Annotated in this window: 27 protein-coding genes and 1 pseudogene; 15 read left to right on the top strand and 13 right to left on the bottom strand. The window is 71.0% G+C overall.

What is annotated here, in order from left to right; genetic code table 11:
• From QF035_RS43040 to QF035_RS43025, 4 genes are read left to right on the top strand one after another with little or no spacing between them, the layout of a single operon-like run.
• Positions 1–1074: an ABC transporter permease gene (locus QF035_RS43040; protein WP_307526936.1), complete on the top strand. Its 1074-nt coding sequence runs from the start codon at positions 1–3 to the stop codon at positions 1072–1074.
• Between the two features lie 4 nt (positions 1075–1078).
• Positions 1079–1990, top strand: coding sequence for an ATP-binding cassette domain-containing protein (locus QF035_RS43035; protein ID WP_307526934.1), 912 nt, complete (start codon positions 1079–1081; stop codon positions 1988–1990).
• The gene (locus tag QF035_RS43030; RefSeq protein ID WP_307526932.1) at positions 1990–2892 is read left to right on the top strand and encodes a sugar phosphate isomerase/epimerase family protein; all 903 of its coding nucleotides are present in this window, start codon (positions 1990–1992) and stop codon (positions 2890–2892) included. Before QF035_RS43035 ends, QF035_RS43030 begins: the two co-directional genes overlap by 1 nt.
• Positions 2893–2909: 17 nt before the next feature.
• Complete coding sequence (locus QF035_RS43025) at positions 2910–3929, top strand: Gfo/Idh/MocA family protein (RefSeq protein WP_307526930.1); 1020 nt, start codon at positions 2910–2912, stop codon at positions 3927–3929.
• Positions 3930–4035: 106 nt separating this feature from the next.
• On the opposite strand, the gene QF035_RS43020 is transcribed toward QF035_RS43025, so the two are convergent.
• Positions 4036–4473: a DUF4442 domain-containing protein gene (locus QF035_RS43020; RefSeq protein WP_190232611.1), complete on the bottom strand. Its 438-nt coding sequence runs from the start codon at positions 4471–4473 to the stop codon at positions 4036–4038.
• 245 nt (positions 4474–4718) lie between these two features.
• Between QF035_RS43020 and QF035_RS43015 the strand changes: the two genes are divergently transcribed.
• Positions 4719–5759, top strand: coding sequence for a hypothetical protein (locus QF035_RS43015; RefSeq protein ID WP_307526928.1), 1041 nt, complete (start codon positions 4719–4721; stop codon positions 5757–5759).
• 97 nt (positions 5760–5856) lie between these two features.
• Positions 5857–7149: an MFS transporter gene (locus tag QF035_RS43010; RefSeq protein WP_307526927.1), complete on the top strand. Its 1293-nt coding sequence runs from the start codon at positions 5857–5859 to the stop codon at positions 7147–7149.
• A gap of 81 nt (positions 7150–7230) precedes the next feature.
• Here QF035_RS43010 and QF035_RS43005 read toward each other — a convergent pair whose 3' ends face one another.
• The 4 genes from QF035_RS43005 to QF035_RS42990 all read right to left on the bottom strand — a co-directional run bounded on the left by QF035_RS43005 (position 7231) and on the right by QF035_RS42990 (position 11221).
• Positions 7231–8076: a spermidine synthase gene (locus QF035_RS43005; RefSeq protein ID WP_307526925.1), complete on the bottom strand. Its 846-nt coding sequence runs from the start codon at positions 8074–8076 to the stop codon at positions 7231–7233.
• Positions 8077–8160: 84 nt separating this feature from the next.
• Complete coding sequence (locus QF035_RS43000) at positions 8161–8721, bottom strand: DinB family protein (protein WP_307526923.1); 561 nt, start codon at positions 8719–8721, stop codon at positions 8161–8163.
• Between the two features lie 168 nt (positions 8722–8889).
• Positions 8890–10074 carry an elongation factor Tu gene (gene tuf, locus QF035_RS42995; protein ID WP_307526921.1) on the bottom strand — a complete coding sequence of 395 codons (1185 nt, stop codon included), beginning with the start codon at positions 10072–10074 and terminating at the stop codon, positions 8890–8892.
• 412 nt (positions 10075–10486) lie between these two features.
• Positions 10487–11221 carry a DNA alkylation repair protein gene (locus QF035_RS42990; protein ID WP_307526918.1) on the bottom strand — a complete coding sequence of 245 codons (735 nt, stop codon included), beginning with the start codon at positions 11219–11221 and terminating at the stop codon, positions 10487–10489.
• 49 nt (positions 11222–11270) lie between these two features.
• Here QF035_RS42990 and QF035_RS42985 point away from each other — a divergent pair, with 49 nt between their 5' ends.
• Positions 11271–12056 carry a TVP38/TMEM64 family protein gene (locus QF035_RS42985; RefSeq protein ID WP_307526917.1) on the top strand — a complete coding sequence of 262 codons (786 nt, stop codon included), beginning with the start codon at positions 11271–11273 and terminating at the stop codon, positions 12054–12056.
• A gap of 254 nt (positions 12057–12310) precedes the next feature.
• Here the strand turns inward: QF035_RS42985 and QF035_RS42980 are convergent, their stop codons facing one another.
• The gene (locus QF035_RS42980) at positions 12311–13480 is read right to left on the bottom strand and encodes a thiolase family protein (RefSeq protein WP_307526916.1); all 1170 of its coding nucleotides are present in this window, start codon (positions 13478–13480) and stop codon (positions 12311–12313) included.
• A gap of 106 nt (positions 13481–13586) precedes the next feature.
• On the opposite strand from QF035_RS42980, the gene QF035_RS42975 reads away from it, so the two are divergent.
• Entirely contained in the window at positions 13587–14063 is a 477-nt protein-coding gene (locus tag QF035_RS42975; RefSeq protein ID WP_373466817.1) for a winged helix-turn-helix transcriptional regulator, read from the top strand.
• Between the two features lie 131 nt (positions 14064–14194).
• Here QF035_RS42975 and QF035_RS42970 read toward each other — a convergent pair whose 3' ends face one another.
• From QF035_RS42970 to QF035_RS42960, 3 genes are read right to left on the bottom strand one after another with little or no spacing between them, the layout of a single operon-like run.
• Entirely contained in the window at positions 14195–14914 is a 720-nt protein-coding gene (locus QF035_RS42970) for a cupin domain-containing protein (RefSeq protein WP_307526915.1), read from the bottom strand.
• A complete protein-coding gene (locus QF035_RS42965; RefSeq protein WP_307526913.1) occupies positions 14911–15846 on the bottom strand; it encodes a DUF6807 domain-containing protein in 936 nt (311 codons plus the stop codon). Before QF035_RS42965 ends, QF035_RS42970 begins: the two co-directional genes overlap by 4 nt.
• Entirely contained in the window at positions 15843–17081 is a 1239-nt protein-coding gene (locus QF035_RS42960; protein WP_307526911.1) for a Gfo/Idh/MocA family protein, read from the bottom strand. The genes QF035_RS42965 and QF035_RS42960 overlap by 4 nt, the downstream gene beginning before the upstream one ends.
• Positions 17082–17391: 310 nt before the next feature.
• Here QF035_RS42960 and QF035_RS42955 point away from each other — a divergent pair, with 310 nt between their 5' ends.
• Positions 17392–18267, top strand: coding sequence for an undecaprenyl-diphosphate phosphatase (locus QF035_RS42955; RefSeq protein ID WP_189845263.1), 876 nt, complete (start codon positions 17392–17394; stop codon positions 18265–18267).
• A 286-nt stretch (positions 18268–18553) separates the two neighbouring features.
• On the opposite strand, the gene QF035_RS42950 is transcribed toward QF035_RS42955, so the two are convergent.
• Positions 18554–19114, bottom strand: coding sequence for a carboxymuconolactone decarboxylase family protein (locus QF035_RS42950; RefSeq protein WP_307526908.1), 561 nt, complete (start codon positions 19112–19114; stop codon positions 18554–18556).
• 159 nt (positions 19115–19273) lie between these two features.
• On the opposite strand from QF035_RS42950, the gene QF035_RS42945 reads away from it, so the two are divergent.
• Positions 19274–19549 carry a winged helix-turn-helix transcriptional regulator gene (locus QF035_RS42945; protein ID WP_307531833.1) on the top strand — a complete coding sequence of 92 codons (276 nt, stop codon included), beginning with the start codon at positions 19274–19276 and terminating at the stop codon, positions 19547–19549.
• 127 nt (positions 19550–19676) lie between these two features.
• On the top strand, positions 19677–19856 hold the full coding sequence (locus QF035_RS42940) for a hypothetical protein (RefSeq protein WP_055617124.1): 180 nt from the start codon (positions 19677–19679) through the stop codon (positions 19854–19856).
• 105 nt (positions 19857–19961) lie between these two features.
• On the opposite strand, the pseudogene QF035_RS42935 reads toward QF035_RS42940, so the two are convergent.
• A pseudogene (locus QF035_RS42935) lies at positions 19962–20703 on the bottom strand (glucose 1-dehydrogenase).
• Positions 20704–20849: 146 nt separating this feature from the next.
• Here QF035_RS42935 and QF035_RS42930 point away from each other — a divergent pair.
• Both QF035_RS42930 and lnt read left to right on the top strand, forming a co-directional pair.
• Complete coding sequence (locus QF035_RS42930; protein ID WP_307526906.1) at positions 20850–21335, top strand: nuclear transport factor 2 family protein; 486 nt, start codon at positions 20850–20852, stop codon at positions 21333–21335.
• Between the two features lie 196 nt (positions 21336–21531).
• Positions 21532–23118 carry an apolipoprotein N-acyltransferase gene (lnt, locus tag QF035_RS42925; RefSeq protein ID WP_307526904.1) on the top strand — a complete coding sequence of 529 codons (1587 nt, stop codon included), beginning with the start codon at positions 21532–21534 and terminating at the stop codon, positions 23116–23118.
• Here the strand turns inward: lnt and QF035_RS42920 are convergent.
• Positions 23042–23947, bottom strand: coding sequence for a Gfo/Idh/MocA family protein (locus QF035_RS42920; protein ID WP_307526903.1), 906 nt, complete (start codon positions 23945–23947; stop codon positions 23042–23044). The two genes, lnt and QF035_RS42920, sit on opposite strands and share 77 nt — an antisense overlap.
• 28 nt (positions 23948–23975) lie before the next feature.
• Entirely contained in the window at positions 23976–25184 is a 1209-nt protein-coding gene (locus QF035_RS42915) for an FAD-dependent monooxygenase (protein WP_307526901.1), read from the bottom strand.
• Positions 25185–25330: 146 nt separating this feature from the next.
• Between QF035_RS42915 and QF035_RS42910 the strand changes: the two genes are divergently transcribed.
• Together QF035_RS42910 and QF035_RS42905 are read left to right on the top strand one after the other, a co-directional pair.
• On the top strand, positions 25331–25921 hold the full coding sequence (locus QF035_RS42910) for a TetR/AcrR family transcriptional regulator (RefSeq protein ID WP_143644332.1): 591 nt from the start codon (positions 25331–25333) through the stop codon (positions 25919–25921).
• Positions 25922–26016: 95 nt separating this feature from the next.
• Positions 26017–26529, top strand: coding sequence for a DinB family protein (locus QF035_RS42905; protein ID WP_307526899.1), 513 nt, complete (start codon positions 26017–26019; stop codon positions 26527–26529).
• Positions 26530–26645 lie beyond the last annotated feature (116 nt).

Here is a 26645-nt window from a genome sequence, read left to right as displayed (position 1 = left end):
ATGTCCCAGGCAACGGCACCGGCGACGAGTTCCTCGTCGCCGGCTCCGCCGGCCGCCCCCAAGGACGGCCGGACCTCGGAACGCTCCCTGACCCGCAGGCTGGCGGCCCGCCCCGAGATCGGCGCACTCATCGCGGCGATCGCCGTGTACGTCTTCTTCTTCGCGGTCGCCTCCCCCTTCCGCGAGGCCGGCTCACTGGCCAACGTGCTCTACGAGTCGTCGGTGATGGGCATCATGGCCCTCCCGGTGGCGCTCTTGATGATCGGCGGCGAGTTCGACCTCTCCGCCGGTGTCGCGGTCACCACGTCCGCGCTCACCGCGAGCATGTGGAGCTTCCAGCTCTCCATGAACGTGTGGACCGGCGTCATCGTCGCCCTCGTCGTATCCCTGGCGATCGGCGCTTTCAACGGCTACATGCTCGTACGCACCGGCCTGCCGTCGTTCCTGATCACGCTGGGGTCGTTCCTGATCCTGCAGGGCGCCAACCTCGCCATCACGAAGATCTTCACCGGCAACGTCGCCACCGACTCGATCAGTGACATGGACGGCTTCGACCAGGCCAAGAAGGTCTTCGCCTCCGAGATCAGCATCGGCGGCGTCGATGTGAAGATCACGGTCTTCTACTGGCTGGTCTTCGCCGCGGCCGCGACCTGGCTGCTGCTGCGCACCAAGTTCGGGAACTGGATCTTCGCGACCGGCGGCAGCAAGGAATCGGCCCGTGCAGTGGGTGTGCCGGTCACCTTCACCAAGATCGCCCTGTTCATGGGGGTGGGCGCGGGTGCCTGGTTCGTGGGCATGCACATTCTGTTCTCGTTCAACACCGTCCAGTCCGGCGAGGGTGTGGGCAACGAGTTCCTGTACATCATCGCCGCGGTCATCGGCGGCTGCCTGCTGACCGGCGGCTACGGATCGGCGATCGGCCCCGTGATCGGTGCCTTCATCTTCGGCATGGTCTCCCAGGGCATCGTCTACGCCAACTGGAACCCCGACTGGTTCAAGGCCTTCCTCGGCGTCATGCTCCTGCTCGCCGCCCTCGTCAATCTGTGGGTCCGCAGCCAGGCCACCCGGAGGTAACGCCATGACCACCAACGAAACCTCCCCCAACGGCGCAGCGGTCAAGGACAAGCCCGAGACCGCCGAGCCGATCGTCGAGCTGAAGGGGGCGGGCAAGGCGTACGGCAACGTCCGCGCCCTGCACACCGTCGACCTGGCGGTGTATCCCAGCCAGGTCACCTGCGTGCTCGGCGACAACGGCGCCGGCAAGTCCACCCTGATCAAAATCATCTCCGGCCTGCACCAGCACACCGAGGGCGAATTCCTCATCGACGGCCAGGCCGTCCACCTCAGCACCCCGCGCGAAGCCCTCGACAAGGGCATCGCCACCGTCTACCAGGACCTGGCCACCGTGCCCCTGATGCCGGTGTGGCGGAACTTCTTCCTCGGCTCCGAGATGACCAAAGGCCCCTGGCCCATCCGGCGTCTGGACATCGCGAAGATGAAGGCGACCGCGGACACCGAACTGCGCAACATGGGCATCATCCTGGACGACCTCGACCAGCCGATTGGCACCCTCTCCGGCGGCCAGCGCCAGTCCGTGGCCATCGCCCGCGCCGTCTACTTCGGCGCCCGCGTCCTCATCCTGGACGAGCCCACCGCAGCCCTCGGCGTCAAACAGTCCGGCGTCGTCCTGAAGTACATCGCCGCCGCCCGCGACCGCGGACTCGGGGTCATCTTCATCACCCACAACCCCCACCACGCCTACATGGTCGGCGACCACTTCAGCGTCCTGCGCCTGGGCACCATGGAACTCTCCGCCGCCCGCGCCGACGTCAGCCTCGAAGAACTCACCAACCACATGGCAGGCGGCGCCGAACTCGCCGCACTCAAACACGAGTTGGCCCAGGTCCGCGGCGTCGACGTCGAAGAACTCCCCGAAGCCGAAGACCTCAAGGCACCCACCGCCTCCTCCTCGGAAGGAAAGGCATCCTGATGGCCAACGCGCTCGATCGCATCCGCGTCGGCTCCGCGCCGGACTCGTGGGGCGTCTGGTTCCCCGACGACCCCCAGCAGGTGCCCTGGGAACGCTTCCTGGACGAGGTCTCCGAGGCCGGTTACTCGTGGATCGAGCTGGGCCCGTACGGCTATCTGCCGACCGACCCGGCCAAGCTCACCGACGAGGTGAACAGGCGCGACCTCAAGGTGTCGGCCGGCACGGTCTTCACCGCGCTGCACCGCGGTCCCGACGTCTGGGACGCCACCTGGGAGCACGTCAGCCAGGTCGCCGAGCTGACCCGGGCGATGGGCGCGAAGCACCTGGTGGTCATCCCGTCCTTCTGGCGGGACGACAAGACCGCCGAGTTGATCGAGCCGTCGGAGCTGACGGTCCGTCAATGGTCGTACCTCACCAAGGGCATGGAGCGCCTCGGCCACGAGGTGAAGGAACGCTTCGGCCTCGACATCGTGGTGCACCCGCACGCGGACACGCACATCGACACCGAGGAGCACGTCGAGCGCTTCCTCGACTCGACGGACTCCGGCCTGGTCAGCCTCTGTCTGGACACCGGGCACTACGCCTACTGCGGCGGTGACAACGTCAAGCTGATCGAGACGTACGGCGAGCGCATCGGCTATCTGCACCTCAAGCAGGTCGACCCGGAGATCCTCGCGGACGTCGTCAAGAACGAGGTCCCGTTCGGTCCCGCCGTCCAGCGCGGCGTGATGTGCGAGCCCCCCACCGGCGTGCCCGCCCTGGAGCCGGTGCTGGACGCCGCGCAGCGCCTCGGTGTCGACCTGTTCGCCATCGTCGAGCAGGACATGTACCCCTGCCCGCCGGACAAGCCCCTGCCCATCGCGGTGCGCACCCGCCAGTTCCTGCGCTCCTGCGGCGCCTGAGAAGGGATCAACCGACCATGGCTCAGCGCGGAACGCTCGGCGTGGCCGTCATCGGCACCGGAAAGATGGGGGCCGATCATGTGCGGCGTCTCTCCGAAGTGACCAACGGGGCACGCGTCGCCGCGGTCGTGGACGTCGACGCGGAACGGGTCAAGCGGATCGCCGACGGTATCGAGGGCTGCACGGCCCACACCGACGCGGCCGCCGCGATGGCCGCGGACGGCGTCGACGCCGTACTGATCGCCTCCCCCGGCCCCGCCCACGAGGCGGCGCTGCTCACCGCCTTCGAGCACGACCTGCCCGTCCTGTGCGAGAAGCCGCTCACCCCGGGCTCGGCCTCCGCGCTGCGGGTCCTGGAGGCCGAGCAGAAGGTCGGGCACCGCCTGGTGCAGGTGGGCTTCATGCGCCGGTACGACACCGAGTACGCGAAGCTCAAGGCGCTGCTGAACACCGGGCAGTTGGGCCGGCCGCTGATGCTGCACAACCGGCACCGCAATGTCGCGACCCCGCCCGGCTTCACCAGCGAGATGCTCATCAACGACTCGGTCGTGCACGAGATGGACATCACGCGCTGGCTGCTCGGCCAGGAGATCACCGCGGTCACCGTGCTGAAGCCGACGCCGTCCGGCAACGCCCCGGAGGGCCTGCAGGATCCGCAGTTCGTCGTGTTCGAGACCGCCGGCGGCGCGATCGTCGACGTCGAGATCAACGTCAACTGCGGCTTCGGGTACCAGGTACAGGCCGAGGTGGTCTGCGAACGCGGCACGGCCCGCATCGGCGACGGCCACGCACTGGTCACCAACCAGGCGGGCCGCTGGGGCGGCACCATCGCCCAGGACTTCGTGGAGCGCTTCGAGGACGCGTACGACCGCCAGGTGCAGGCCTGGGTCGACGCCACCCGCCGCGGCGAGGTCACCGGGCCCAGCGCCTGGGACGGCTACGCCACGGCCGCGGTCTGCGAGGCGGGCGTCCGCGCCCAGACCGAGGGCGGCCGCATCGAGGTCGAGCTCGTCGAACGCCCGGCCTTCTACAACTGACCGGACCGGAAGAACTCCCGGAGGGTGGCCCCGCACAACGGGTCCGCCCTCCCGGCGGTCCCGCGCGCCCCGCCCCCTCAACAGTCGACGGCGACGGGCGGGCTCCTCAGCCGTTGGGCCGCAGCGTCCAGATGACCGTCATCTCGCCGGTCACGGCACCGTCCTCGCGCTGGATGGCGACGGCCACGGGGAACTCCGGCCGCTCCCCGGCGTCGAGTTCGGCGACGACGTCCTCGATGGAGCGCCCCAGTGTGGCGGTGGCCGTGACAGGTCCCCTGGCCAGCTTCTTGAACGCGATCTCGGCGGTCACGGGCAGCGGCACTGCCCGCGCGAGCTGGTCCCCGAACGCGGCCAGCACGACCGCGCCACTCGCCGACTCCCCCAGCGTGAACATCGCCCCGGCATGCGGCCCGCCCACATGGTTGTGGTACTCGCTCTGGTCGGGCAGCGCGAGGACGGCCTTCTCCGGAGTGGTCTCGAGATACTCCAGCTTCAGGGTCCGCACCATCGGAACCGTGGCGGCGAGCATCTCGCCGATCGACATCTGGTCTGCGCTCATGGCGGGCATGTTACCCACGAGTAGCCAACCGTGACCAGTGGCGGAAAAGTGATCGCCGAGAACACCGGGGAACTCGCCCGCGGGGCACGGATGTTCGCGTTCGAGAACGCCGGAGGGGCTTCGTTCGTACGGTACGTCGCCATAAGGACCCATCTGGGCCCTGATCCGGTACGTCCCTGACGAAGGGCGGTGACCCAACCGTGTCCGGGGCGGCACTAGGGTTACTGCCCATGTGGCCAGGAAACCAGCCGCCCGGGGGCGAGCAGAACCCGCAGGACCAGAACCAGAACCCGTACCAGCAGCCGGGGTACCAGCAGCCGAATCCGTATCAGCAACCCGGATTCCAGCAGCCCGGACCTCAGACGCCGAACCCGTACACGCAGCCGGGGCAGCCCGGTTGGAGCGCGCCCGGTGTGCCGCAGCCGCCGGAGTCGCCGCGGGGCGGCGGTGACGGGAACAGGACGAAGCTCGTCGCGATCGTGGCGGCCACGGCCGTCGTCATCGCGGCCGGTGTCACGGGCTTCCTGGTCCTTGGCGGCGACAAGGACGACGAGGCCGACGGCGGCAAGGACGGCAAGACGAAGCAGTCACCGTCGGCGAGCGCGTCGAAGGACCCGAGCGCCTCCCCGTCCACCGGCGACGACAACCCGCGCGGCACCGACGGCGAGAAGGCGACCATCGCGGGCTGGAAGGTCGTCATCAACCCCCGCTTCGGCACGATGTTCGACGTCCCTGCCGACTGGGAGATCGAGAGCACCGACACGAGTGTGGGCTTCGAGTGGGAGGAGAAGGGCAAGACCGACCGCACCACGGTCACCGCCCCCGCCTACCTCAAGTCCAAGTGGTGCACCACGGACAGCGACAAGGACGGCCGCGACGAGGACACCGCGCTGGCCACCGCCGGAACGCGCGGCGAGAACGGCGCCAAGGACTCGGCCGAGGCGGCCGAGACCCGGGTCCCGTGGTGGATCTTCGGCGGTTACACGCAGCCGGACAAGAAGAGCGTGAAGTTCGACAAGGCGAAGGCGTACACCACGAAGTCGGGCCTCAAGGGCAGCATCGCCACCGCGTACTCGAAGAACACGCCGCAGAACGGCAAGTGCGACAGCGAGGGCAAGGCCATCACCTTCGCGTTCAAGAACGGCGCGGACGACTTCGTCACCTGGAACCTGTACGGCGCCAAGGGCGTCGGCGACGAGATCCCCGAGGCGACCGTCCAGAAGATCCTGAGCACCGTGCGTCTCACCAAGGACGCGCCCACGGACACGTGACGTCCGACGCGCGGTAGCCGACGCGGGCGGAACAGGCGGGAAGAAGAGGCCGAGAAGTCGTTTGGCAAGCCGGTCCCGCGGCGGAGACAGTCGCCGGGTGAGACCTGCCGCCGACTCCCCCGCCCGCCTGCGCCGCCCCTCCTGGGCGGGCCGCAACTACACCCTGCTGACCGCCGCCGCGGTGGTGACGAACCTTGGCAGCCAAGGAGCGTTGATCGCGGCGGCGTTCGCCGTCCTGGACGAGGGCGGCGACGGCGGGGACGTAGGTCTGGTGGCGGCGGCCCGCACCCTCCCGCTGGTGCTCTTCCTGCTGATCGGCGGCGCGGTCGCGGACCGGCTCCCCCGGCACCGCGTGATGGTCGCGGCCAACACCCTCAACTGCCTTTCCCAGGCGGCCTTCGCGGCACTCGTGATCGCGGGAGAACCGCGGCTCTGGCAGATGATGCTGCTGACCGCGCTCGGCGGCACGGGCCACGCGTTCTTCAGCCCGGCCGCCGAGGGCATGCTGCTCTCCTCCGTCAGCGGCAAGGCCGGCCGTGCCTTCGCACTGTTCCGCCTCGCGATGCACGGCGCAGGCCTCGGCGGGGCCGCGCTGGGCGGTGCCATGGTCGCCTTGGTCGGCCCCGGCTGGGTACTCGCCGTGGACGCGCTGGCGTTCGCGATCGCGGGCTCGCTGCGGGCCTTCCTCGACGTGAGTCACATACCGTCCCGCGCACCCGGCGGCGGAATGCTCACCGACCTCCGCGACGGCTGGCGCGAGGTCATCGGCAGGCCCTGGCTGTGGACGATCGTCGCCCAGTTCTCCGTCGTGGTGGCCGTCGTCGGCGCCGCCGAGGCGGTGTACGGCCCCCTCGTCGCCCGGGACAACCTCGGCGGCGCGGGACCATGGGGCCTGGCCCTGGCCGCGTTCGGCGCGGGCACAGTCGGCGGCGCCCTCCTGATGATGCGCTGGAAGCCACGCAGACTCCTCTTCGCCGGCACCCTCTGCGTCTTCCCCCTCGCCCTCCCGTCGGCCGCACTCGCCGTACCGTTCCCGGTGGGCCCCCTGTGCGCGGTGATGTTCGTGTCCGGCGCCGCGATAGAGGTCTTCGGCGTCTCGTGGATGACCGCGCTGCACCAGGAGATCCCCGAGGACAAGTTCTCCCGCGTCTCGGCGTACGACTGGTTCGGCTCGATCGCCATGGTGCCGCTCGCCACGGCGCTCGCGGGGCCTGCCGAGTCCGCCTTCGGGCGTTCCGCGTCCCTGTGGGGCTGCGCGGTCCTGGTCGTCGTGGTGACGGCGGCGGTGCTGTGCGTTCCCGACGTGCGGAATCTGACGCGGCGTACGAAGGAAGTGGCCCAGGGAGTACCGGCCAGGAGCGAGCCGGCGCACTCCGACGGCCTTTCCTGAGCCGGCCGCCGACCCCCAGCCCCCAACCCCCAACCGCCGCACTTATCGGATCCGTCCTCGGGCGGCCTCAGTCCTCAGCCCTCAGCCGATACTGAACGCCCCGTCCGGTGGCTCGGGGGACGGCACCGCGTCCTCGTCCCGTACGGGCCTGGCGCCGCCCACGAAGACCCGCAGTGTGTCTCCGTACTCGACCCGGGCCGGGAAGGCGTCGGCGGCCGTGCGGCGGGTGAGGGCGGGGGTGTCGAGCGGGCGGTGGGAGGCGACGAGCACCGCGTTGCCGAAGCGGCGGCCGCGCAGCACGCCCGGCTCGGCGATCAGCGCCAGCTCGTCGAAGACCGTGGAGAACGTGGCAAGTTGGGAGCGCAGAAAGGCGAAGGGCGTGGCGTCGGCGAGGTTGGCCAGATAGACGCCGTCGGCGCGCAGGACCCGCTCGGCCTCGCGGGCGTACGCCACCGAGGTCAGGTGCGCGGGGACCCGTGAACCGCCGAAGACGTCGGCGATCAGGACGTCGGCGGAGTCGGCGGGCGCGGATTCGATCCAGGCCCGGGCGTCGGCGCCATGGACCGTGATGCCCGCGTCGTCGGGGACGGGCAGATGCTCGACGACGAGGTCCAGCAGCCCGCTGTCGGCCTCGACCACGTCCTGCCGGGAACCCGGCCGGGTCGCCGCGAGATACCGGGGAAGGGTGAGCGCACCGCCGCCGAGGTGCAGCACGTCCAGCGCGCGCCCCGGTTCCGCGAGGGTGTCCAGGACGTGCCCGAGCCGTCGCGCGTACTCGAACTCCAGGTGCGTCGGCGCGTCGAGATCCACGTACGACTGCGGTGCCCCGTCGACCGTCAGGAGCCACGCCCGCTTCCGGTCGACGTCCGGCATCAGCTTGGCGGTCCCGTGATCCACGGCTCGCGTCACGGGTATCGGCTCGTCCACGGGTCCATTGTGCCCGTACGGGCACGGCCGGGCCGGGCCCCGGCAGGATCCCCGCCAGCCGCCGCTCGCCCCGCGTCACTCGTCTCACACGCCGATCGCCCCGTCGATGCGCTCGCGGAGCAGGTCGGCGTGGCCATTGTGGCGGGCGTACTCCTCGACCATGTGGATGAGGACCCAGCGCAGCGACACCGGCCCGCGCCAGGGGTCCTCGCCCGCGAGGTCGAGACCTGGCGCGTCGGCGACGAAGCCGTCGGAGAAGGCCACCTCGGCGCGCCAGGCCCGCCAGGCCTCGGCGATCACGGCGGGGTCGGCGGACGCGCCGTCGAAGTCGCCGTCCGGGCACGCCTCCGACGAGAACAGCGCGGGCGCGTCCTGCCGGGCCAGCACCCGCCGGAACCAGCGGCGCTCCATGTCGGCGAGATGCCGGACGAGACCGAGCAGGGAGAGGGTGGAGGGTTCCACGGACCGCCGGGCCAACTCACCTGTCAGGCCTGCGCACTTCATCTCCAGTGTCGCCCGCTGTGCGCCCAGGATGTCGACGAGGAGCGTGCGTTCGTCGGCGGTGGCGGAGGTGCTGAAGCGAAAGTCGTCCGCCTCGGCGGCGGCGAAAATCTCGGCTCTTCGGCGGGGCTGCTGGGTCGTCATGGTCCCCATCCTCGGCCGCGGCCCGGCACAGGCGCACCCGCGTTTCGGTGACGCGCGCGTGCCCGCGGACACGCAAGGTGCCCGCGGACACGCCTGTACCCGCGGACACGTGAGTGCCCGCCTCCCGTACGGAACGAGAGGCGGGCACTCACGCCGGCCGCGCCGGAGTCAGCCGACGACCGCGGTCACCGTTCCGGCGCCGACCGTGCGGCCGCCCTCACGGATCGCGAAGCCGAGTCCCGGCTCCAGCGGCACGTCACGCCCCAGCTCGACCGTCATGGTGACGGTGTCGCCGGGCCGCGCGACCGCCCGCTCGCCGAGGTCGACATCGCCGACCACGTCCGCGGTGCGGATGTAGAACTGCGGCCGGTAGCCGGTGGACACCGGCGTCGTACGACCGCCCTCGCGCGCCGACAGGACGTACACCTGCGCGGAGAAGCGACGACTCGGTACGACGCTGTCGGGCGCCGCGACGATGTGTCCGCGGCGCACCGCGTCACGGGGCACACCGCGCAGCAGCAACGCCACGTTGTCACCGGCCTGCGCCTCGTCCATGGGCTTGCCGAAGGTCTCCAGCCCGGTGACCACCGTGTCCACGGCGGCGCCGAGCACTTCGACACGGTCGCCCACGCGGACGGTGCCACGCTCGACGGCTCCCGTGACGACCGTGCCCCGGCCGGTGATGGTGAGCACGTTCTCCACCGGCAACAGGAACGGCGCGTCCAAGTACCGCTCGGGCATGGGCACATACGTGTCCACGGCGTCGAGCAGCGCCCCGATCGCCTCGGTCCACCGGGGGTCGCCCTCCAGCGCCCTGAGTCCGGAGACCCGTACGACCGGTACGGAGTCGCCCCCGTAGCCGTGCGCGGTCAGCAGCTCGCGGACCTCCAGCTCCACGAGGTCGGTGAGCACCGCATCCTCGCCGTCGTCGACGGCGTCGGCCTTGTTGAGGGCGACGACGATGTGGTCGACGCCCACCTGCCGGGCGAGCAGCACGTGTTCGGCGGTCTGCGGCATGATCCCGTCGAGCGCGGAGACGACGAGGATCGCCCCGTCGAGCTGCGCGGCCCCGGTGACCATGTTCTTGACGTAGTCGGCGTGGCCCGGCATGTCCACGTGCGCGTAGTGCCGGGTGTCGGTCTCGTACTCGACGTGCGAGATGTTGATGGTGATGCCGCGGGCGGCCTCCTCCGGCGCGCGGTCGATCCGGTCGAAGGGAACGAACGTGCCGGAGCCGCGCTCGGCGAGGACCTTGGTGATGGCGGCGGTCAGGGTGGTCTTGCCGTGGTCGACATGACCCATGGTGCCGATGTTCAGATGCGGTTTGGTGCGCACGTAAGCCGTCTTGGGCATGGCAGTACCTCGAAGCCTCTTCGGTGTCAGCGGAGCTGAGTGATGGCCCCGGCGTCAGAGCGGCCGGGACAGGGACCCCAAGGACTTGCCGACCCTCCCCCTGCGGGGTCCGCCGGACGATCCGGGAAGGGTCAGCTTCGGGCGCCGTCTGCGGCGGCCAAGGTGATCAGGACGGCAGCCTTCGGCGCATCCGCGACTGCGGATGCTGCGAGGTGGAAGGCGTACCGGAACATGAGGAGATCATCGCCGACGTGCAGGGCCGCGTCGAATGGTTTTTCGCGGCTGTGGGACGCGGTGAGTCGGGTGTTTCCGCTGGTGTGTGAGGTGCTGGTGTTCTGGTGTGCCAGGTGCCGACGACCAGGTACGTCAGGGGCCGATGACCGGGTGCGTCACGGGCCGACGATCTGGTGCGTCAGGGGCCGACGTTCTTGAGCGCCTCGCGCACGGACAGCGGCGAGAGCCGGTCCCGCTCGCCGGCGACGAAGTCCCGTACCGCCTGCGGATCCGTCTTGGCGTACTCGCGCAGACACCAGCCGATCGCCTTGCGGATGAAGAAGTCGGGGTGCCCGGACTGGCGGACGCAGTACCCGAAGAGGCGTTCGGTGTCGGTGGTGTCCTTGTGGCGGAGCTGGTGGAGGAGGGCGGTCCGGGCGACCCACAGGTCGTCGTCCTCGATCCACCTGTCCATGTCGGTCTTCAGCTTCGGGTCGGCCGCCACGAGGCCTCCGGTCACATGGGCGGCGAGTGCGTCGACGGTGTCCCACCAAGGGACCGTGGAGACGAGATGACGTGCCACGGGCAGGAAGCCGGACGAGAGACGCCTCACATGCCGGCGCAGATAGTCGACGGCGAAGTACTGGTACTCGCGCTCCGGCAGCCGCCAGCAGCGCAGCGCCACCGCCGTGCAGTCGGCCTCGTCCGGACAGGGTGTTCCGTCGAGGACGGTGCGGGAGAGCGCGCGGCGATCGGGCGTGGTCAGGCCCAGGAAAGGGGCGATGTCCTTCATGTACGCGCGCATCTCGCCGGCCCGTCGCGGATCGGCCGCCGCGGCGTAGGTGGCGGTGAGCCGCTCCAGCACGGTGTCCGCGAGGGCGCTGCGCGGCAGCTCCAAGTGGCCATCTGACGTTCCGGAAGCTGTGACGCCCATGAGACGAACCATACGGCGATCACACACATTGGTCAGTTAGTGTCACCGGATGCTCGATGCCACCACCCGCTCTGGGGGCACCGCCACGGCCACTCCCCCGGTCCCCGCAACTGAACTCGTCCCCAACGGGTTCACCACCGAGTTCGCCACCCCGCCGAGAGGTCTGGCAGCCCGCTGCACGAGAGCACTGCTCTCTCCGTGGTCCCGGCTCTCCCTGCTGGTGGCGCTGCTGGTGTCGGCGGCCGCGACGGTGCTGCTGTTCGAGCCCCAGAAGCTGCTGGCCGACGGCTGGCCGCCCCAGCTGAACGGTGCGGCCGCGTCCGTGGTCTTCGCCGTGGCGTACGGGCTGTGCACGGTCGCGTTCGTGCCCCGGCCGCTGCTCAATCTGGCGGCGGGCGCCCTGTTCGGCTCGCAGCTGGGCCTCGGGGCCTCGCTCGCGGGTACGGTGCTGGGGGCCGGGATCGCCTTCGGGCTCGGCCGGATCCTCGGCCAGGACGCGCTGCGACCGCTGCTCCGCGGCCGCTGGCTCAAGGCGGCGGACGGCCAGCTCAGCCGCCACGGATTCCGCTCGATGATGGCGGCGCGGCTCTTCCCCGGAGTGCCGTTCTGGGCCGCGAACTACTGCGCGTCCGTCTCCCGCATGGGCTGGTTCCCCTTCCTCCTCGCGACGGGCCTCGGCTCGATCCCCAACACCGCCGCGTACGTCGTCGCCGGCGCCCGCGCCTCGACCCCGACGTCCCCCGCCTTCCTGATCGCCATGGCCTTCATCGCCCTCCCCGCCCTGGCGGGAGCGATCATCGCCTGGCGCAAACGCCACCACTTCCGGGACCGCTGAGTCGGGTTCCTCGGGGCTGCCCGAGGGCCCCTCCGACCACGATGCCGTCGGTGGGCCGGGCCGCCGACCGCTCGGACGCCCGGGCCGACACCCGAGCGCCACGCACACCACCATCAGGCCGGCAGCGCCCTCGCCGGGCGGGGAACGCGCACCGGTGTCCGCGCGGCCGTCGCCCGTCGCCGATCCCGGGCTGCGCCGGCCCGCACCACTCCCGGCCCGCGGTCCCGCGAAGGCCCGCGTGCCTCATCCCGCGTCTACAGCCCCTCCAGCACCATCGCGTTCGCCAGGCCTCCCGCCTCGCACATCGTCTGGAGGGCGTAGCGGGCGCCGCGTGCCCGCATCGCGTGGACGAGCGTGGTCGTGAGCCGGGTGCCGCTCGCGCCGAGCGGGTGGCCGATGGCTATCGCGCCGCCGTGGACGTTGACCTTGGAGAGGTCGGCGCCCGTCTCCTGCCGCCAGGCGAGGACGACGCTGGAGAACGCCTCGTTGACCTCGAAGAGGTCGATGTCGTCGAGGCTGAGCGATGCCCTGCGGAGCACCTTCTCCGTGGCGGGGACGACACCGGTGAGCATGAGCAGCGGGTCGGACCCGGTGACGGCGAAGCTGTGCAGCCGGGCAAGGGGCCGAAGGCCGAGCCGGGCCGCGGTCTCGCTGGACGTGATGAGCACGGCGGACGCGCCGTCGTTGACGGGGCTGGCGTTGCCCGCGGTGACGTTCCAGTCGATCTGCGGGAAGCGCTCGCCGAAGGCCGGGTCGTAGTAGGCGGGCTTCAGACCGGCCAGGACCTCCGTGCTGCTGCCGGGCCGGACGCACTCGTCCCGTGTCACACCGTCGAGAGGCGCGACCTCGTCGGCGAACAGCCCGCTCTCCCACGCGGCCGCGGCCCTCCGGTGCGACTGCACCGCGAAGGAGTCCATCTCCTCGCGCGAGATCGACCACTTGGCCGCGATCAGCTCGGCACTGATCCCCTGCGGAATCAGCCCCTCGGGATACCGCTCGGCGACTCCGGGCCCGAAGGGGTCCTTGCCCGCCGGCACGTTCGACCACATCGGCACACGGCTCATGGACTCCACGCCACAGGCCACGACCAGGTCGTACGCCCCGGAGATCACGCCCTGTGCCGCGAAGTGCACCGCCTGCTGGGAGGAACCGCACTGGCGGTCCACCGTCGTCGCGGGCACCGACTCGGGGAAGCCCGCCGAGAGGACCGCGTACCGGGTGGTGTTCATGGCCTGCTCGCCGACCTGGTCGACCGTCCCGCCGATCACGTCGTCGATCAGCGCGGGATCGACTCCGGAGCGCTCGACGAGCGTACGGAGGGTGTGGGCGAGGAGTTCCACGGGATGGACGTGGGCAAGCGAGCCGTTCGGCCTGCCCTTGCCGATCGGAGTGCGTACGGCTTCGACGATGACTGCGTCACGCATGGTCCGGCCCCTCGAAGTCATAGGGTTTGCTTTCCAAACCCACCATGTGACTCCACGGTAACCCAGTGGGTTGGAAGAACCAACCCACCCCCATAGACTGGATCGTATGAAGGACGCCCGCCCCTGCTCGATCGCCGACACCCTCGCGCTCGTCGGCGAGAAGTACTCCCTGCTCGTCCTGCGCGAGGTGACCCTGGGCGCCACGCGGTTCGACCAGCTGGTCCGCAACATCGGCGCCCCGCGCGACGTGCTGACGAGCCGCCTGAAGCGGCTGGTGGACGCAGGTCTGCTGGAGAAGGTCGCGTACAGCGAGAAGCCGCCGCGCTTCGAGTACCGGCCGACGCGGGCCGGTCTGGAGCTGGAGCCCGTGCTCCTCACGCTCATGGCGTGGGGCGACCGCCATCTCAACGACGGCGATCGCCCCATGGTGCTCGAACACGTCGGCGGCCCCGGACACACGGGCGGCCACGAACTGGTCCCGGTCGTCACCTGCGCCGAGTGCGGCGAGACGGTCCGGCACGACGACCTGACGGCCCACCCGCAGGCCCCGGGATGGACGGCGACGGGCCCCGCGGCGGCGTAGTCCGAACGCCGCCGCTCACATTCCCCGCCGAAACCGGAAGCGCGCCCCGGCGGAGCTGGAGGCACGTCCCCGGCCGAGCTGGAATCACGTCCCCGGCGGAACCGGAAGCACGCCCCGGCCCGGAGCCGGTGCTACGCCCCCCGGCACACGTCGAGCCGCCCGCACATCCCGAACTTCCCGTACGCGGACGGCTGTTCGGCCCGCACGACGGCGTCGGCGAGGTGGGACACGTCCCCCCGCTCCAGCCGGTCGAGCTGTTCCCCGGTCGCCGCGGCCGCCGCCTCGGCACCCCGCCGCCACCGCTCACGCCACTCGGCGAGCCGGGGGCGTACGAGCTCGGCGGCGGCCCGCTGGAACGCGGCGAGCGGCTCGGGCCCGTCGGCCTCGCGCAGCGCGCGGTAGCCCTCCAGGGCGAGGTCGCGCCGGGCGCGGGCGAACCGCTCCTTCTCCTCCTCGGGCGCGTCCGCCGGGACGACGGTCGCGGCGGCGTACGTCTCCGGGTCGGTCAGGTACTTGGGCGGCAGGGTGAGCACCGCGTCCCCGGCCTCCGGAAGCCCGCTGTTCTGCATGAGGACGGTGATGCGCAGTTCGTCCTCGTTGACCAGCCGGTGGATCGTGCCGGGCGTGAACCAGGCGACCGTGCCGGGCGCGAGCGGCGTGACCTCGTACCCGGACGTCGTCAGGGTCTGCACCGCGCCCCGCCCGCCGGTGACGACGTAGGCCTCCGAACAGGTCAGGTGCAGATGGGGAGTTCCGCCGCACACCCCGTCGTCGGCGGGCCAGTCGTAGACCGACAGATGCGAGACGGCGACGCCTCCGGGGAGCCCGGCGAAGCCCTCGGCCGCGCTCACCACGGGTGCACCGCCAGGTACTTGGCGATCTCCTCGCGCTCCCAGGCACCGTCGGCGACGACAACGCGGTAACGACGGGTGAGGGTCTCGCCGGGTGCGAGTTCCAGCTCGTCGAAGAAGGCGAAGGAGGGGGCGACGGCCGCGAACGGCTCGTTGCGGACGAACCAGTGGGCCGGATGGGCACCGCCCTCACCCGTGTGGTCGTTCTCGGGGGCGTGCGCGAAGACGAGCGTCGCGTACCCGTCGGCGACGTCGTGCTCCGCCGAGTACGCGAGCCAGGGCGCCTGCTCGCCCATCAGGTCGGGGCCCTCACCGTCGGGCCCGATGATCCGGCCGTCCCGGAAGCCGCGGGGGCCGCGCCAGAACAGGCCCGTGTAGCCGGCCATCTCCCGCCCGGCCGTCGTGGGGCTGCCGAACCGCAGGGGTTCGTCACGGCGGTTGGTGACGGAGGTCGTCCAGGTCAGCGCCCAGGAACCGGACACCGGGTCCACGTCGTGCACCTCGACGCGGCGCTCCTCCTCCGCCCAGAGCGAGCCGTCGTACGGATGCCAGGTGAGCCGCTCGGCGATGACCACGCGGTCGCTGTCGGCGCGCACCTCGTCGAACTTGACGTGTGCCATCGACCCAACACGCTCGGGGAGTTCGAGATATCCCTCTCCGTGAACGTATGTGTTGCCGCCCCACAGGTTCGCCCCCGACAGATGCGAGGCGGTCATCTGCAGGCCCTTGTGCCAGCGGTGGTCGTTGGGCCGGTAGTCGGTGACAACGTTGCCCGCGAGCGTTTTCAGCGGGTGCAGATACGGCTTCGGGGCCTCCCAGGCCGCCTCGGGGCCGTACACGTAGCTCAACAGGTCGACACCGGTGGTGGGTTCGGTGATCGTGATGCGGTCGCCGTGGGCGTGGACGATGCGCAGGCCGTCCTGTGCGGTCATGCCGATGCCTCCTCGTGCGTCGTGGGTGCCCAGCCGGGCGCGCCGCCGTGCAGGGCGGTGTAGTAGGGGTCGCCGGGCCCGATCTCACCGGCGCGGACGGTGACGTCCGTGAACGCCGACTTGTAGAGCGCGGTGATCAGCTCCAGGCTGGTGCGCCCGTCGGCGCCGCTGCTGCGCGGCCGCTCGCCCGCGCGCATGCTCGCGACCAGGTCACGCAGCTGGGCCAGGTGCGAGCTCGGCACGTCGGCGCCGAAGTCCTGCCAGGCCGCCACGTCCTCGACGGGCGCGTCCGGTGCCGGGGTGATGCGCCAGTTGTCGTTGCTGTGCCCATAGAGATGGGTGAGTTCGACGGTCGCGCGCTCGCAGTCGATGCGGATCCGGCTGACCTCGTCCGGGCTGAGCACGCTGTTGACCACGGTCGCGAGTGCGCCGCTCTCGAAGCGGACGAGCGCGGTCGAGACGTCCTCCGTCTGCACGTCGTGCACCAGACGCCCGGCCATGGCCCGCACCTCGCTCCACGGCCCGAGCAGGTCGAGCAGCAGGTCCATCTGGTGGATGCCGTGTCCCATGGCGGGCCCGCCGCCCTCGGTCTCCCACTTTCCGCGCCAGGGCACTGCGTAGTAGGCGGCGTTGCGGTACCAGGTGGTCTGGCAGTGCGCCACGAGGGGCCGTCCCATGGCCCCGTCGGCGATGAGACGCCGTACGTGCCGGGTGCCCGAGCCGAACCGGTGCTGGAAGACGATGGAGGCGTACGGGCCGCTCCCGGTCCCCTCCTCCGCCTCCACGGCGTCGAAGTCGGCGAGGGTCGGCACGGGCGGCTTCTCGCACCACACCCAGGCGCCGGCGCGCAGGGCGGCGACGGTCTGCTCGCGGTGGAGGGTCGGTGGGGTGCAGATGGAGACGAGGTCCGGGCGCTGTTCCGCCAGCATCCGGTCGAGATCGGTGTAGCCGTGCGGAACACCGCCGTCCGCGCAGAAGCGCTTCACCGCGTCGGCGTCGATGTCGACCGCGGCGACGATCTCCACCTCGCCCTCGGCGGCGAGCGCGGCGAGTGCGGGCAGATGGCTGCCGGAGGCGATGGCTCCGGTGCCGATGACGGCGGCCTTGATCCGGCGGCCGTCGAGCGGGACGGGCGGCCGGCTCTCGCGCTCGGTGCTCTCGTACTGGTTGCTCGCGTTCTCGATGTCCTCGTGCTCGGTCGTCTTGCTGGTGGTGGCGTCGCGTGAGGTACGCATGGACGTGATCAGCACTCCATCGGACGTGACAGCGGTTCTGGCGGACGCCTGCCCTCCACGGTGACCACGAGACGGCCATCGATGGCAGCAAGCGCTTTCACTCCTCGCGGAAACGTAAGCGGCCGCATCGCGGCGGGTCAACACCCTGGTCACGGTGGCGGGGCCTGTGACGGGGAGGCCCTGTCGTCACACGCTCCCCGAGGGGCGCTACGCTGCCCCGGGCGCGCCTGATCACCGCAGACGACAACACGGCACGTCCGTCCGGCCATTCGCTCCGCTCCCGCCATCAGCACTTGGATCACGTAACTTCATGTCTTGGTTTGAATCCCTCATCCTCGGACTCGTCCAGGGGCTGACCGAGTTCCTTCCCGTCTCCTCCAGCGCGCACCTGCGGCTGACCGCGGCGTTCGCGGGCTGGGAGGACCCGGGAGCGGCCTTCACCGCGATCACCCAGATCGGTACGGAGACGGCGGTACTGATCTATTTCCGCAAGGACATCGCCCGGATCATCTCGGCGTGGTTCCGCTCGCTCACGAACAAGGCGATGCGGAGTGATCACGACGCGCAGATGGGCTGGCTCGTGATCATCGGCTCGATTCCGATCGGCGTGCTGGGCGTCACCCTCAAGGACCAGATCGAGGGGCCGTTCCGCGATCTGCGCATCACCGCGACGACGTTGATCGTGATGGGCATCATCCTCGGCGTCGCCGACCGGCTCGCGGCGCGCGACGAGGCGGGCGGGAAACACCGGGCGGCGAAGGAGCGCAAGTCGCTCCAGGACCTGAGCGTGAAGGACGGCCTGATCTACGGCGTCTGCCAGGCGATGGCCCTCGTCCCCGGCGTCTCCCGCTCCGGCGCCACCATCAGCGGTGGTCTCCTCATGGGCTACACGCGCGAAGCCGCGGCCCGCTACTCGTTCCTGCTCGCCATCCCGGCGGTCCTCGCGTCCGGCGCCTTCGAGCTGAAGGACGCGAGCGAGGGCGGCCATGTCTCGTGGGGCCCCACGGTCTTCGCGACGATCATCGCGTTCTTGGTGGGTTACGCCGTTATCGCCTGGTTCATGAAGTTCATCACGACCAAGAGCTTCATGCCGTTCGTCTACTACCGCATCCTGCTCGGCATCCTGATCATCGTGCTGGTCAGCATGGGCGCGCTCAGCCCGCACGCGGCCGAGTCGGCGGGCTGACGGCGACCGTACTCGCAGTACCCCTGAAATGACCGAGCCGCCCGCCTGATTCCCCCGTGGCGGGCGGCCCGTGCTCGGTGTCCAGAGATCGGACTCGGCGGCGGCGACGTAAGTGTCCTCGGCCGCTGGACGACACCGGCTCGCGCCGGCGACGGGATTCGAACCCGCGTCTCTCTCTTGACAGGAGAAGTAGTCGCAGCCTTCGCACCTGGACGTGAACCACCGTAGCGGGACGGGCTGTTGGGGGCACTCGATTATCCGCGGGGTTCCGCGGCCCCGCTCCGGCTCACCCCTCGGGGAACGCCCGCGCCCACGGCTCCTGCTCGATCTCCAGTCCGTTGGCCACGTACGCGATGGTGCGGTACCAGCCCGCCAGGACCAGGAACTCCAGGGCTTCGATTTCGTCGAGGTGGGCGCGCAGAGCGGTCCAGGCGTCGTCCGACAGGCGGGCCGCGTCGTGGAGTTCGTCCACGGCCCCGAGCAGCGCCCCCTGGCGGGGCGTCCAGGCGGGATCGGCCGGTGTGCCGGTCGCGGTCAGGGGAATCCGCTCCTGCCCGAGACCGGAGGCCTCGGCGTACGCGGCCATGTGGACGCCCCACTCGTACGCGCAGCCGCAGCGGGCGGCGACCCTGGCGATGACCAACTCGCGGTCGGCGTCGGAGAGGCGCCCGTGGACGAGCAGGCCCGCGCCGAGGGTCCGCATACGGGAGGCGAGGTCGGGGTGGCGTTGCAGGACCTTGAAGAGCATCAGGGGTTCCTGGGTGACGCCGGGCGGCATCCAGCGACGCAACTCGCGTTCGGATTCGGGGTCATAGGGCGGCGTGACGCCGTCGATGCGTTGCTTCATGCCTTCCCACCCTTGCGCTTCTGAAATCGAAGCGCAAGGGTGGGAACGCAAAGGAAAGCACCGGTAGTTGTCAGACAACCGACGAGGAGGGAAGGCATCTTGGGCACCGCACCACGTCCCGGTCGGCCCGTGCGCGGTTCGGCCACCGGTCGTCCCGTCATGGCCGCGCTGGATCTCCTGGGCCGCCGCTGGACGCTCCGCGTGATCTGGGAACTCCACCAGAGCGGTGCGCCGATCGGCTTCCGCGACCTCCAGCGCCGCTGCGACGCCATGTCGTCCAGCGTCCTGTCCGCCCGCCTCACCGACCTCCGCGAGGCGAGCATCGCGGCGCCCACGGACGAGACGACCTGGCGCCTCACACCCCTCGGCGAGGACCTCGTGACGGCGATGGGACCCCTGCTCGACTGGTCCCGCACCTGGGCCGACCAGCGGTGAAGCGGCACGACGGCCGGCTCACTTCCCAACCCATCGACCCTCAAACGTTTTTGGCGTGACCAACCACATACTGCATGGGTAGCCGTTTGGTAGCGCACTGTCAGTCCTTGGCCCTACGCTTGTGCGCATGTCCCCCAATTCCGTGAGCCCTGGTTCCGCGCGGTCTGCTGCCGTGCTGAATGAGCAGATCCGCGCGTTATGGATACGCGCCGGCGGTTCTCTGTCGGCCCAGGAGAGGGCCGAGTACGAACTGCTGGTCGTGCAGTGGGCCGCGGCGATACGTCATGAGGTCATCGAGGCGGCGTGAGGCCCGTCGAGTGATGCCCGTGGCGTGAGGGCTTCCTGAGAGTGCGGGCCCGGCCGGCGCCCCGCGGCACCGGCCGCACCAACTACCCCGCCGGAGCCCTGGATCTCACCGGCCCCCTGCCACCCGCAGCACCGCTCCCGTCGCGTACGACGACTCCGGTGACAGCAGCCACGCCACGGCCGCCGCGACCTCCGCGGCATCCCCCGGCCGTCCGAGCGGAATCGACGGCGCCAGACGGGCCGGGCGGTCCGGATCCCCCATCGCCGCATGCATCTCCGTGTCGATGAGGCCCGGGGCGACGGCGTTGACGCGGATGCCGTCGGGGCCGAGTTCCTTCGAGAGGCCCACCGTCAGGGCGTCGACCGCCGCCTTGGTGGCCGCGTAGTGGACGTACTCCCCGGGACTGCCGAGCGTGGCCGCCGCCGACGACACGTTCACGATGGCGCCGACGCCCCGGACCGCCATGTCGTGCGCGGCCCGGCGCGAACACAGCAGCGTGCCCAGGAGGTTGACCTCCACGACCCGGCGCAGTTCGGCGGTGTCCGTGTCGGCGAGCCGGCCGAGCGGGCCGGTCACGCCCGCGTTGTTCACCAGGCCCGTCACCGCGCCGAGGCGCTCCGCCGCCGTGTCGAAGAGCCGCTCGACGTCCGCCTCGTCGGAGGTGTCCGCGCGTACCGTCACGCACCGCGCCCCGGCCTCGCGCACGGCGGCCGCGGTCCGCTCGGCGGCCTCGTCGTCGCGTGTGTACCCGACCAGCAGGTCGTGGCCGTCCGCCGCCAGCCGCAGGCAGGTCGCGGCACCGATCCCCCCGGCTGCCACCCGTGACGATCGTGACGGGACGAGACATGCGCGCTCCTTCGTGATCCGTGATCCGTGATCCATGATCCGTGATCCATGGTTCCTGACCGGTTCCGTACGTCCATACGGCGCACGACCGGTGAATATCACTGCACGCCCCTTGGCGCCGACCTCCCCGTGGCCAACACTGAGCCGATGACGCAGCGCGTGGAACTGGCTACGGTAATGGACCGGCTCGCGGTCGACGGACTGGTCACCGAGTACGCGGTGGCGGTCGACGACGGGGACTGGGAGGCGTACCGCGGACTGTTCGCGCCGGACGGGCGGGCGGACTACCGGTCGGCGGGCGGTATCGAGGGGGACGCGGGGCAGATCGCCGGATGGCTCGCGCAGACCATGGAGCTGTTCCCGATGCGGCAGCATCTGATCGTGAACCGGCGGGTACGGTTCGGGGCGCTGGAGCAGGACACGGGCGACACGGCCCGGATCCAGGCGGACTACGTCAATCCGATGCGGTTCGCGGGAGGCGACGGCGGATCGACGGAGCCCGACTTCGTGTGCGGCGGCCGGTACGACTTCGGGCTGGTGCGGACGTACAACGGCTGGCGGCTGCGTGAGGTGGTCGTCCACGAGAAGTGGCGCCGGGTCACGCAGACGCAGCAGGAACCCGCCGCCCACTGAGCCCACGGGAGCGCACGGCCGGCCCGTTCGCGTGCGGGTCCTCCCCGGCGAAGGCCCCGCGCCGGCCCGTGCCCACCCCAGCCGGTAGCCTGCCTCGGCGCGTGCCCACCTGTGCGGATGCCCCCTTACGGAGATCGTCCCGGTGCGCGCACACTGGAGTCACGCACCGTGCTTCGGGGGTCGAGGGAGGCGCTGCATGAAGCTGTCCGCCGCTGACTGGCGCCGACGCCTCGACTCCCCCTGGTGGCGGGGCATCGCGGCCGTGCTCGCCGGTGCCCTGCCGATGCTGAGCTTCCCGGCGCCGTCCCTGTGGTGGTTCGCGTATGTCGCGCTGGTGCCGTGGATCCTGCTCGTCCGCTCGGCTCCGACGGCCCGGCGGGCGGCGTACGACGGCTGGCTCGGCGGGCTCGGTTTCATGCTGGCCGTGCACCACTGGCTGCTGCCGAGCCTGCATGTCTTCACGCTCGTGATAGCGGCGCTGCTCGGCGCGCTCTGGGCACCGTGGGGCTGGCTGACACGCAGGTTCCTGGCCGGTGTTCCCTCGGCGGGCCAGGTCGTCGCCGCCTTGTTCGTGCTGCCCTCCGCCTGGCTGATGGTCGAACTCGTGCGCTCCTGGGAGGGGTTGGGCGGCCCCTGGGGTCTGCTCGGATCGAGTCAGTGGGATGTGGAGCCCGCGCTGCGGCTGGCCTCGGTGGGCGGGGTGTGGCTGCTGAGCTTCCTGCTCGTCGCCGTGAACGTCGCGGTCGCCGTCCTCGTCGCCGTACGGCAGTCCCGTGTCCCTGCGCTCGCCGGGCTGGTCGCGACGGCCGCGGCCACCTCGGCGGCCTGGGTGTGGTCCCCACGGCCGGACGTCGACGGCCGGGTCCGGATCGCCGTCGTGCAGCCCGGAGTGATCGACGGCGTCGGCGGCGCGGAGAAGCGGTTCGCGCGCGAGGAGACGCTCACCCGGCAGCTGGCCGGGCAGGACGTGGATCTCGTGGTGTGGGGCGAGAGCAGTGTCGGCTTCGACCTCGCCGACCGGCCCGACCTCGCGGACCGGCTCGCCGCGCTCTCCCGCGAGGTGGACGCGGACATCCTGGTCAACGTGGACGCGCGCCGCTCCGACCGGCCCGGCATATACAAGAGCTCGGTGCTCGTTGGGCCCGAGGGTCCGACCGGCGACCGCTACGACAAGATGCGGCTCGTGCCCTTCGGCGAGTACGTTCCGGCCCGTTCCCTCCTCGGCTGGGCCACGTCCGTGGGCAAGGCGGCGGGCGAGGACCGGATGCGCGGCAGCGAGCAGGTCGTGATGAACGTCGGGGACGGACTGCGGATCGGCCCGATGGTCTGTTTCGAGTCGGCGTTCCCCGACATGAGCCGTCATCTCGCGCGGGACGGCGCCGAGTTGCTGCTCGCGCAGTCGGCGACCTCGTCGTTCCAGCAGAGCTGGGCGCCCGAGCAGCACGCGTCGCTGGCGGCGCTGCGGGCCGCCGAGACGGGCCGGCCGATGGTGCACGCGACGCTCACCGGCGTCTCCGCGGTCTACGGCCCGAGCGGTGAGCGCGTCGGCTCCTGGCTCGGTACCGATGCCAGCGCCTCGGAGGTGTACGACGTCCCGCTGGCACACGGTGTCACCCTGTACGCGCGGTTCGGCGAGTGGCCGGTGTACGCGGCGCTGCTGATCCTGGCCGTCCTGGGCGCCACGGACGGTGCCCGGTCGTTGCGGGTCAGGCGGGCCGGTCCGTCACCGCGCGTACCACCCGCTCGCACAGCTCATGGGTCGCCAGCGCGTCCCGGGCGCTGAGCACCTTGCCCGCGCGCACCGCGTCGAGGAACGCGAGCACGGCCTGCTCGATGCCGCGCTGCCGGGCCACCGGCACCCAGTCGCCGCGCCGGCGTATCGTCGGCTGGCCCTTGTGGTCGATGACCTCGGCGAGGTTGACGACCTGACGCTTGGTGTCCTGCCCGGAGACTTCGAGGATCTCCTCGTTCGAGCCGCTCAGCCGGTTCATCACGCCGAGCGCGGTGAACCCCTCCCCGGCGAGCTGGAGCACGACGTGGTGCAGCAGTCCGTCCTCGACCCGGGCCCGCACGGTCACATCGTCGACCGGTCCCGGCGCCAGGAACCGCAGGGTGTCCACGACGTGGATGAAGTCGTCGAGGATCATCGTGCGGGGCTGTTCCGGCAGGCCGATGCGGTTCTTCTGCATCAGGATCAGCTCGCGCGGGTGGTCGGCGCACTGCGTGTACCCGGGTGCGTAGCGCCGGTTGAAGCCGACGGCCAGGCTGGTGTTCCGCTCCTCCGCGAGCTTCACCAGGCGTTCGGAGTCGGCGAGTTCGTACGCGATCGGCTTGTCGACATATGTGGCGACGCCCGCTTCGAGGAGACGGGTCACGATCTCGGGGTGCGCGTGTGTGGGCGCGTGCACGAACGCCGCGTCGAGGTCCTGCGCGAGCAGCTCGGAGAGGTCGGTGTGACGCTGCCCGGCCGGCAGGTTGAGGCTGTCGGCGACCCTGGTGAGGGTGGCGGGCGCCCGCGTGTGCAGATGCAGTTCGAGCCCCGGCCGGGTGGTGAGCACCGGCAGATAGGCCTTCTGCGCGATGTCTCCGAGTCCGATGCAGCCGACCTTCACAGGGGTCTCCTCCGCGGAACCGACTTGTCTAGGGCGTGCTCACCCGTGTCTCCTCGGAAGCATACGGCGCCTGAGGCGGCCGCCAGTCGGCGATTCCGTCGAAACTCCGCAGGAAGAGGCCGGGTCCGGCCTTCGACACCGCGGCGACCGCGGCATTGCGCAGGACCATGCCGGGACGGCTGCGCATCATGTTGAGACGGGCGACCTGGACCGCCTTGCGGGCGATGGCGGTCGTACGCGGTTTGCGTGCCGCCGTGTACGCGGCGAGGCCCGCGTCGAGCGGGGCTGTACGCGGACCGGCGTGATGTGCGAGCACGATCGCGTCCTCGATGGCCTGGTTGCCGCCCTGTCCCAGGGTCGGCGGCATGGCGTGCGCCGCGTCACCGATCAGCGCGACCCGGCCGGCGTGGAAGGCGGGCAGGGGCTCGGCGATGTGGTGGACGTCGTGGCGCAGGACGTCCTCGGGGCGCGCGGCGCCGATGACGCCGGGGATCGGGTCGTGCCAGTCGCCGAAGAGCCGGACGAGTTCGGCCCGTTCGTCGTCGGTCGCCCGGCCTCCGGCGGGAACGCGGGCCGCGGCGTACGCGTACACCCTGCCGTCCTTGAGCGGATGCGTGCCCCAGATACGGCCCCGGCCCCACGTCTCGTGCGAGGCGAAGTCCGCTCCGGGCACCGGGATCACGACCCGCCAGGTGGTGAACCCGGAGTAGACCGGGCCCGGATGGTCCGGGAACAGCTCCAGGCGAACGGCGGAGCGGATGCCGTCGGCGCCGACGACCAGTTCGGCCTCCAGCTCGCCGTCGGGGGTGCTGACACGGGCGGGGCGGTCGTCGTCACCGGGATCCGCCAGGGCCGCCTCGGCCGTGGTGCGCACGGTGCCCTCGGGGAGCTGTGCGGCCAGGCTCTTGATGAGTGTGGCCCGGTGCAGCAGGACCAGCGGGCCGCCGAAGCGTTCGGCCAGGGCGGCGGTGCTGGTCCGCGAGAGCCAGCGGCCGCCCGGGGTCCGCAGTCCTCCGTCGCCCTGCCAGGCGGCGAGGTCACGGATCTCGTCGCCGAGACCGATGACGTCGAGGGCGCGCAGGGAGTTGGGCGCGAGGGAGATGCCGGCACCGACGGGTTCCAGCGAACCGGCCCGCTCCAGGACGGTGACCCGCCAGCCGCGCCGGTGCAGCGCCACCGCCGCGGTGAGACCCCCGATGCCGCCGCCCACGACGACGGCGCGCGGTGACTGTGCCATGGCTCCTCCAACGATCCCGACGATTCGGCCGGTCCGGCGACTCCGCCGAATCCGGCGACTCTGACGCCCCCTCCGGTCACTACACCTGTAGTGACCGGACCTCTCGACCGTACTACAGATGTAGTTGCGAGGGTAGGTTGGCTGTCATGCCCGTACGCAGCACCGGCGCGGCCCGCGCCGATCTCATCGCCGACACCGCCCTCGACCTGCTCGCCGAGCGCGGCATGCGCGGTCTCACCCACCGCGCCGTAGACGCGGCGGCCGGACTTCCACCAGGGTCCACGTCCAATCTCGCCCGGACCAGGCTCGCCCTGCTGGAGGCGGCGGTACGGCGGCTCGCGGAGCGCGAGGCGCGGGTGCTCGGCCTGGACGAGATGCCGGATCCGCGGGGCGGGCTCGACTCCCTGGCGGAAGGAATGGCTCTGGCGGTGCATCGCTCACTCACCGGAAACCGCGAACTGCTCATCGCCCGCTACGAGTTGGCGCTGGAGGCGACACGTCGGCCGGAACTGCGGGAGTTCTTCGACGCCACCGGGCGGCAGTTCCGGGACGCGCTCACCGGGATGCTGACGGCGGCGGGTTCACGGGATCCGGCACGGCATGTGCTGTCGCTGGTGGCCTGGGCGGACGGCCTGATGTTCTCGTGCGCGGCGGGTTCGTACCACGCCGACGTGCCGTCCCTCGGCGAGGTTCGGGCCGGGCTGCGCGAGGTCCTGGAGGGCATGCTGCGGAGCTGACCCCTCGCAGCAGGCGGCACGGCCCGCAAGCGGCAGCAGGCGGCACGGCCCCTAAAGGATTGGGCCGCCGCTCGGCCCTCCGCGATGATGCGGGCATGACCATTGAACGCAACGAACCCGCGATCGACGCCGGCGAACGAGCCATGCTGGAGGGCTGGCTCGACTACCACCGCGAAACCCTCGCGTGGAAGTGCCAGGACCTGGACGACGCCCAGCTCAGGACCGCCTCGGTGCCGCCGTCCGAACTCTCCCTGCTCGGGCTCGTCCGGCACATGGCGGAGGTGGAGCGCAGTTGGTTCCGCAAGGTGCTCGTGGGCGACGATCCCGGGCCGATCTACTACAGCGACGAGGACCGCGACGGCGAGTTCCACCTCACCGAGGATGACACCTGGGAGGAGGCGTACGGCACCTGGCAGCGGGAGATCGGGGTCGCCCGGCAGAACGCGGCCCGCTTCACGCTCGACGACCTGTCCGAAGGCAGAAGCAGGTACACCGACAAGCCCTTCAACCTGCGGTGGATATACACCCACATGATCGAGGAGTACGCGCGCCACAACGGTCACGCCGACCTTGTCCGCGAGCGGATCGACGGGGGCACGGGCGACTGAGTCGCACAGGGGTCGACGGGGCCGTTGACCATCGGGCCCGGCCACCGGGGCTCGGGCGCCGGCCGTTCACCCATGCGGGGCATCCTCCGCTTGTCAGCTCCCCAAATGGGGGCGGA

It is taken from the genome of Streptomyces umbrinus (assembly GCF_030817415.1).
Taxonomy (GTDB): domain Bacteria; phylum Actinomycetota; class Actinomycetes; order Streptomycetales; family Streptomycetaceae; genus Streptomyces; species Streptomyces umbrinus_A.
The sequence above is the reverse complement of the archived record's forward strand: the minus strand, read 5'-3'. Positions and strand labels throughout refer to the sequence as shown.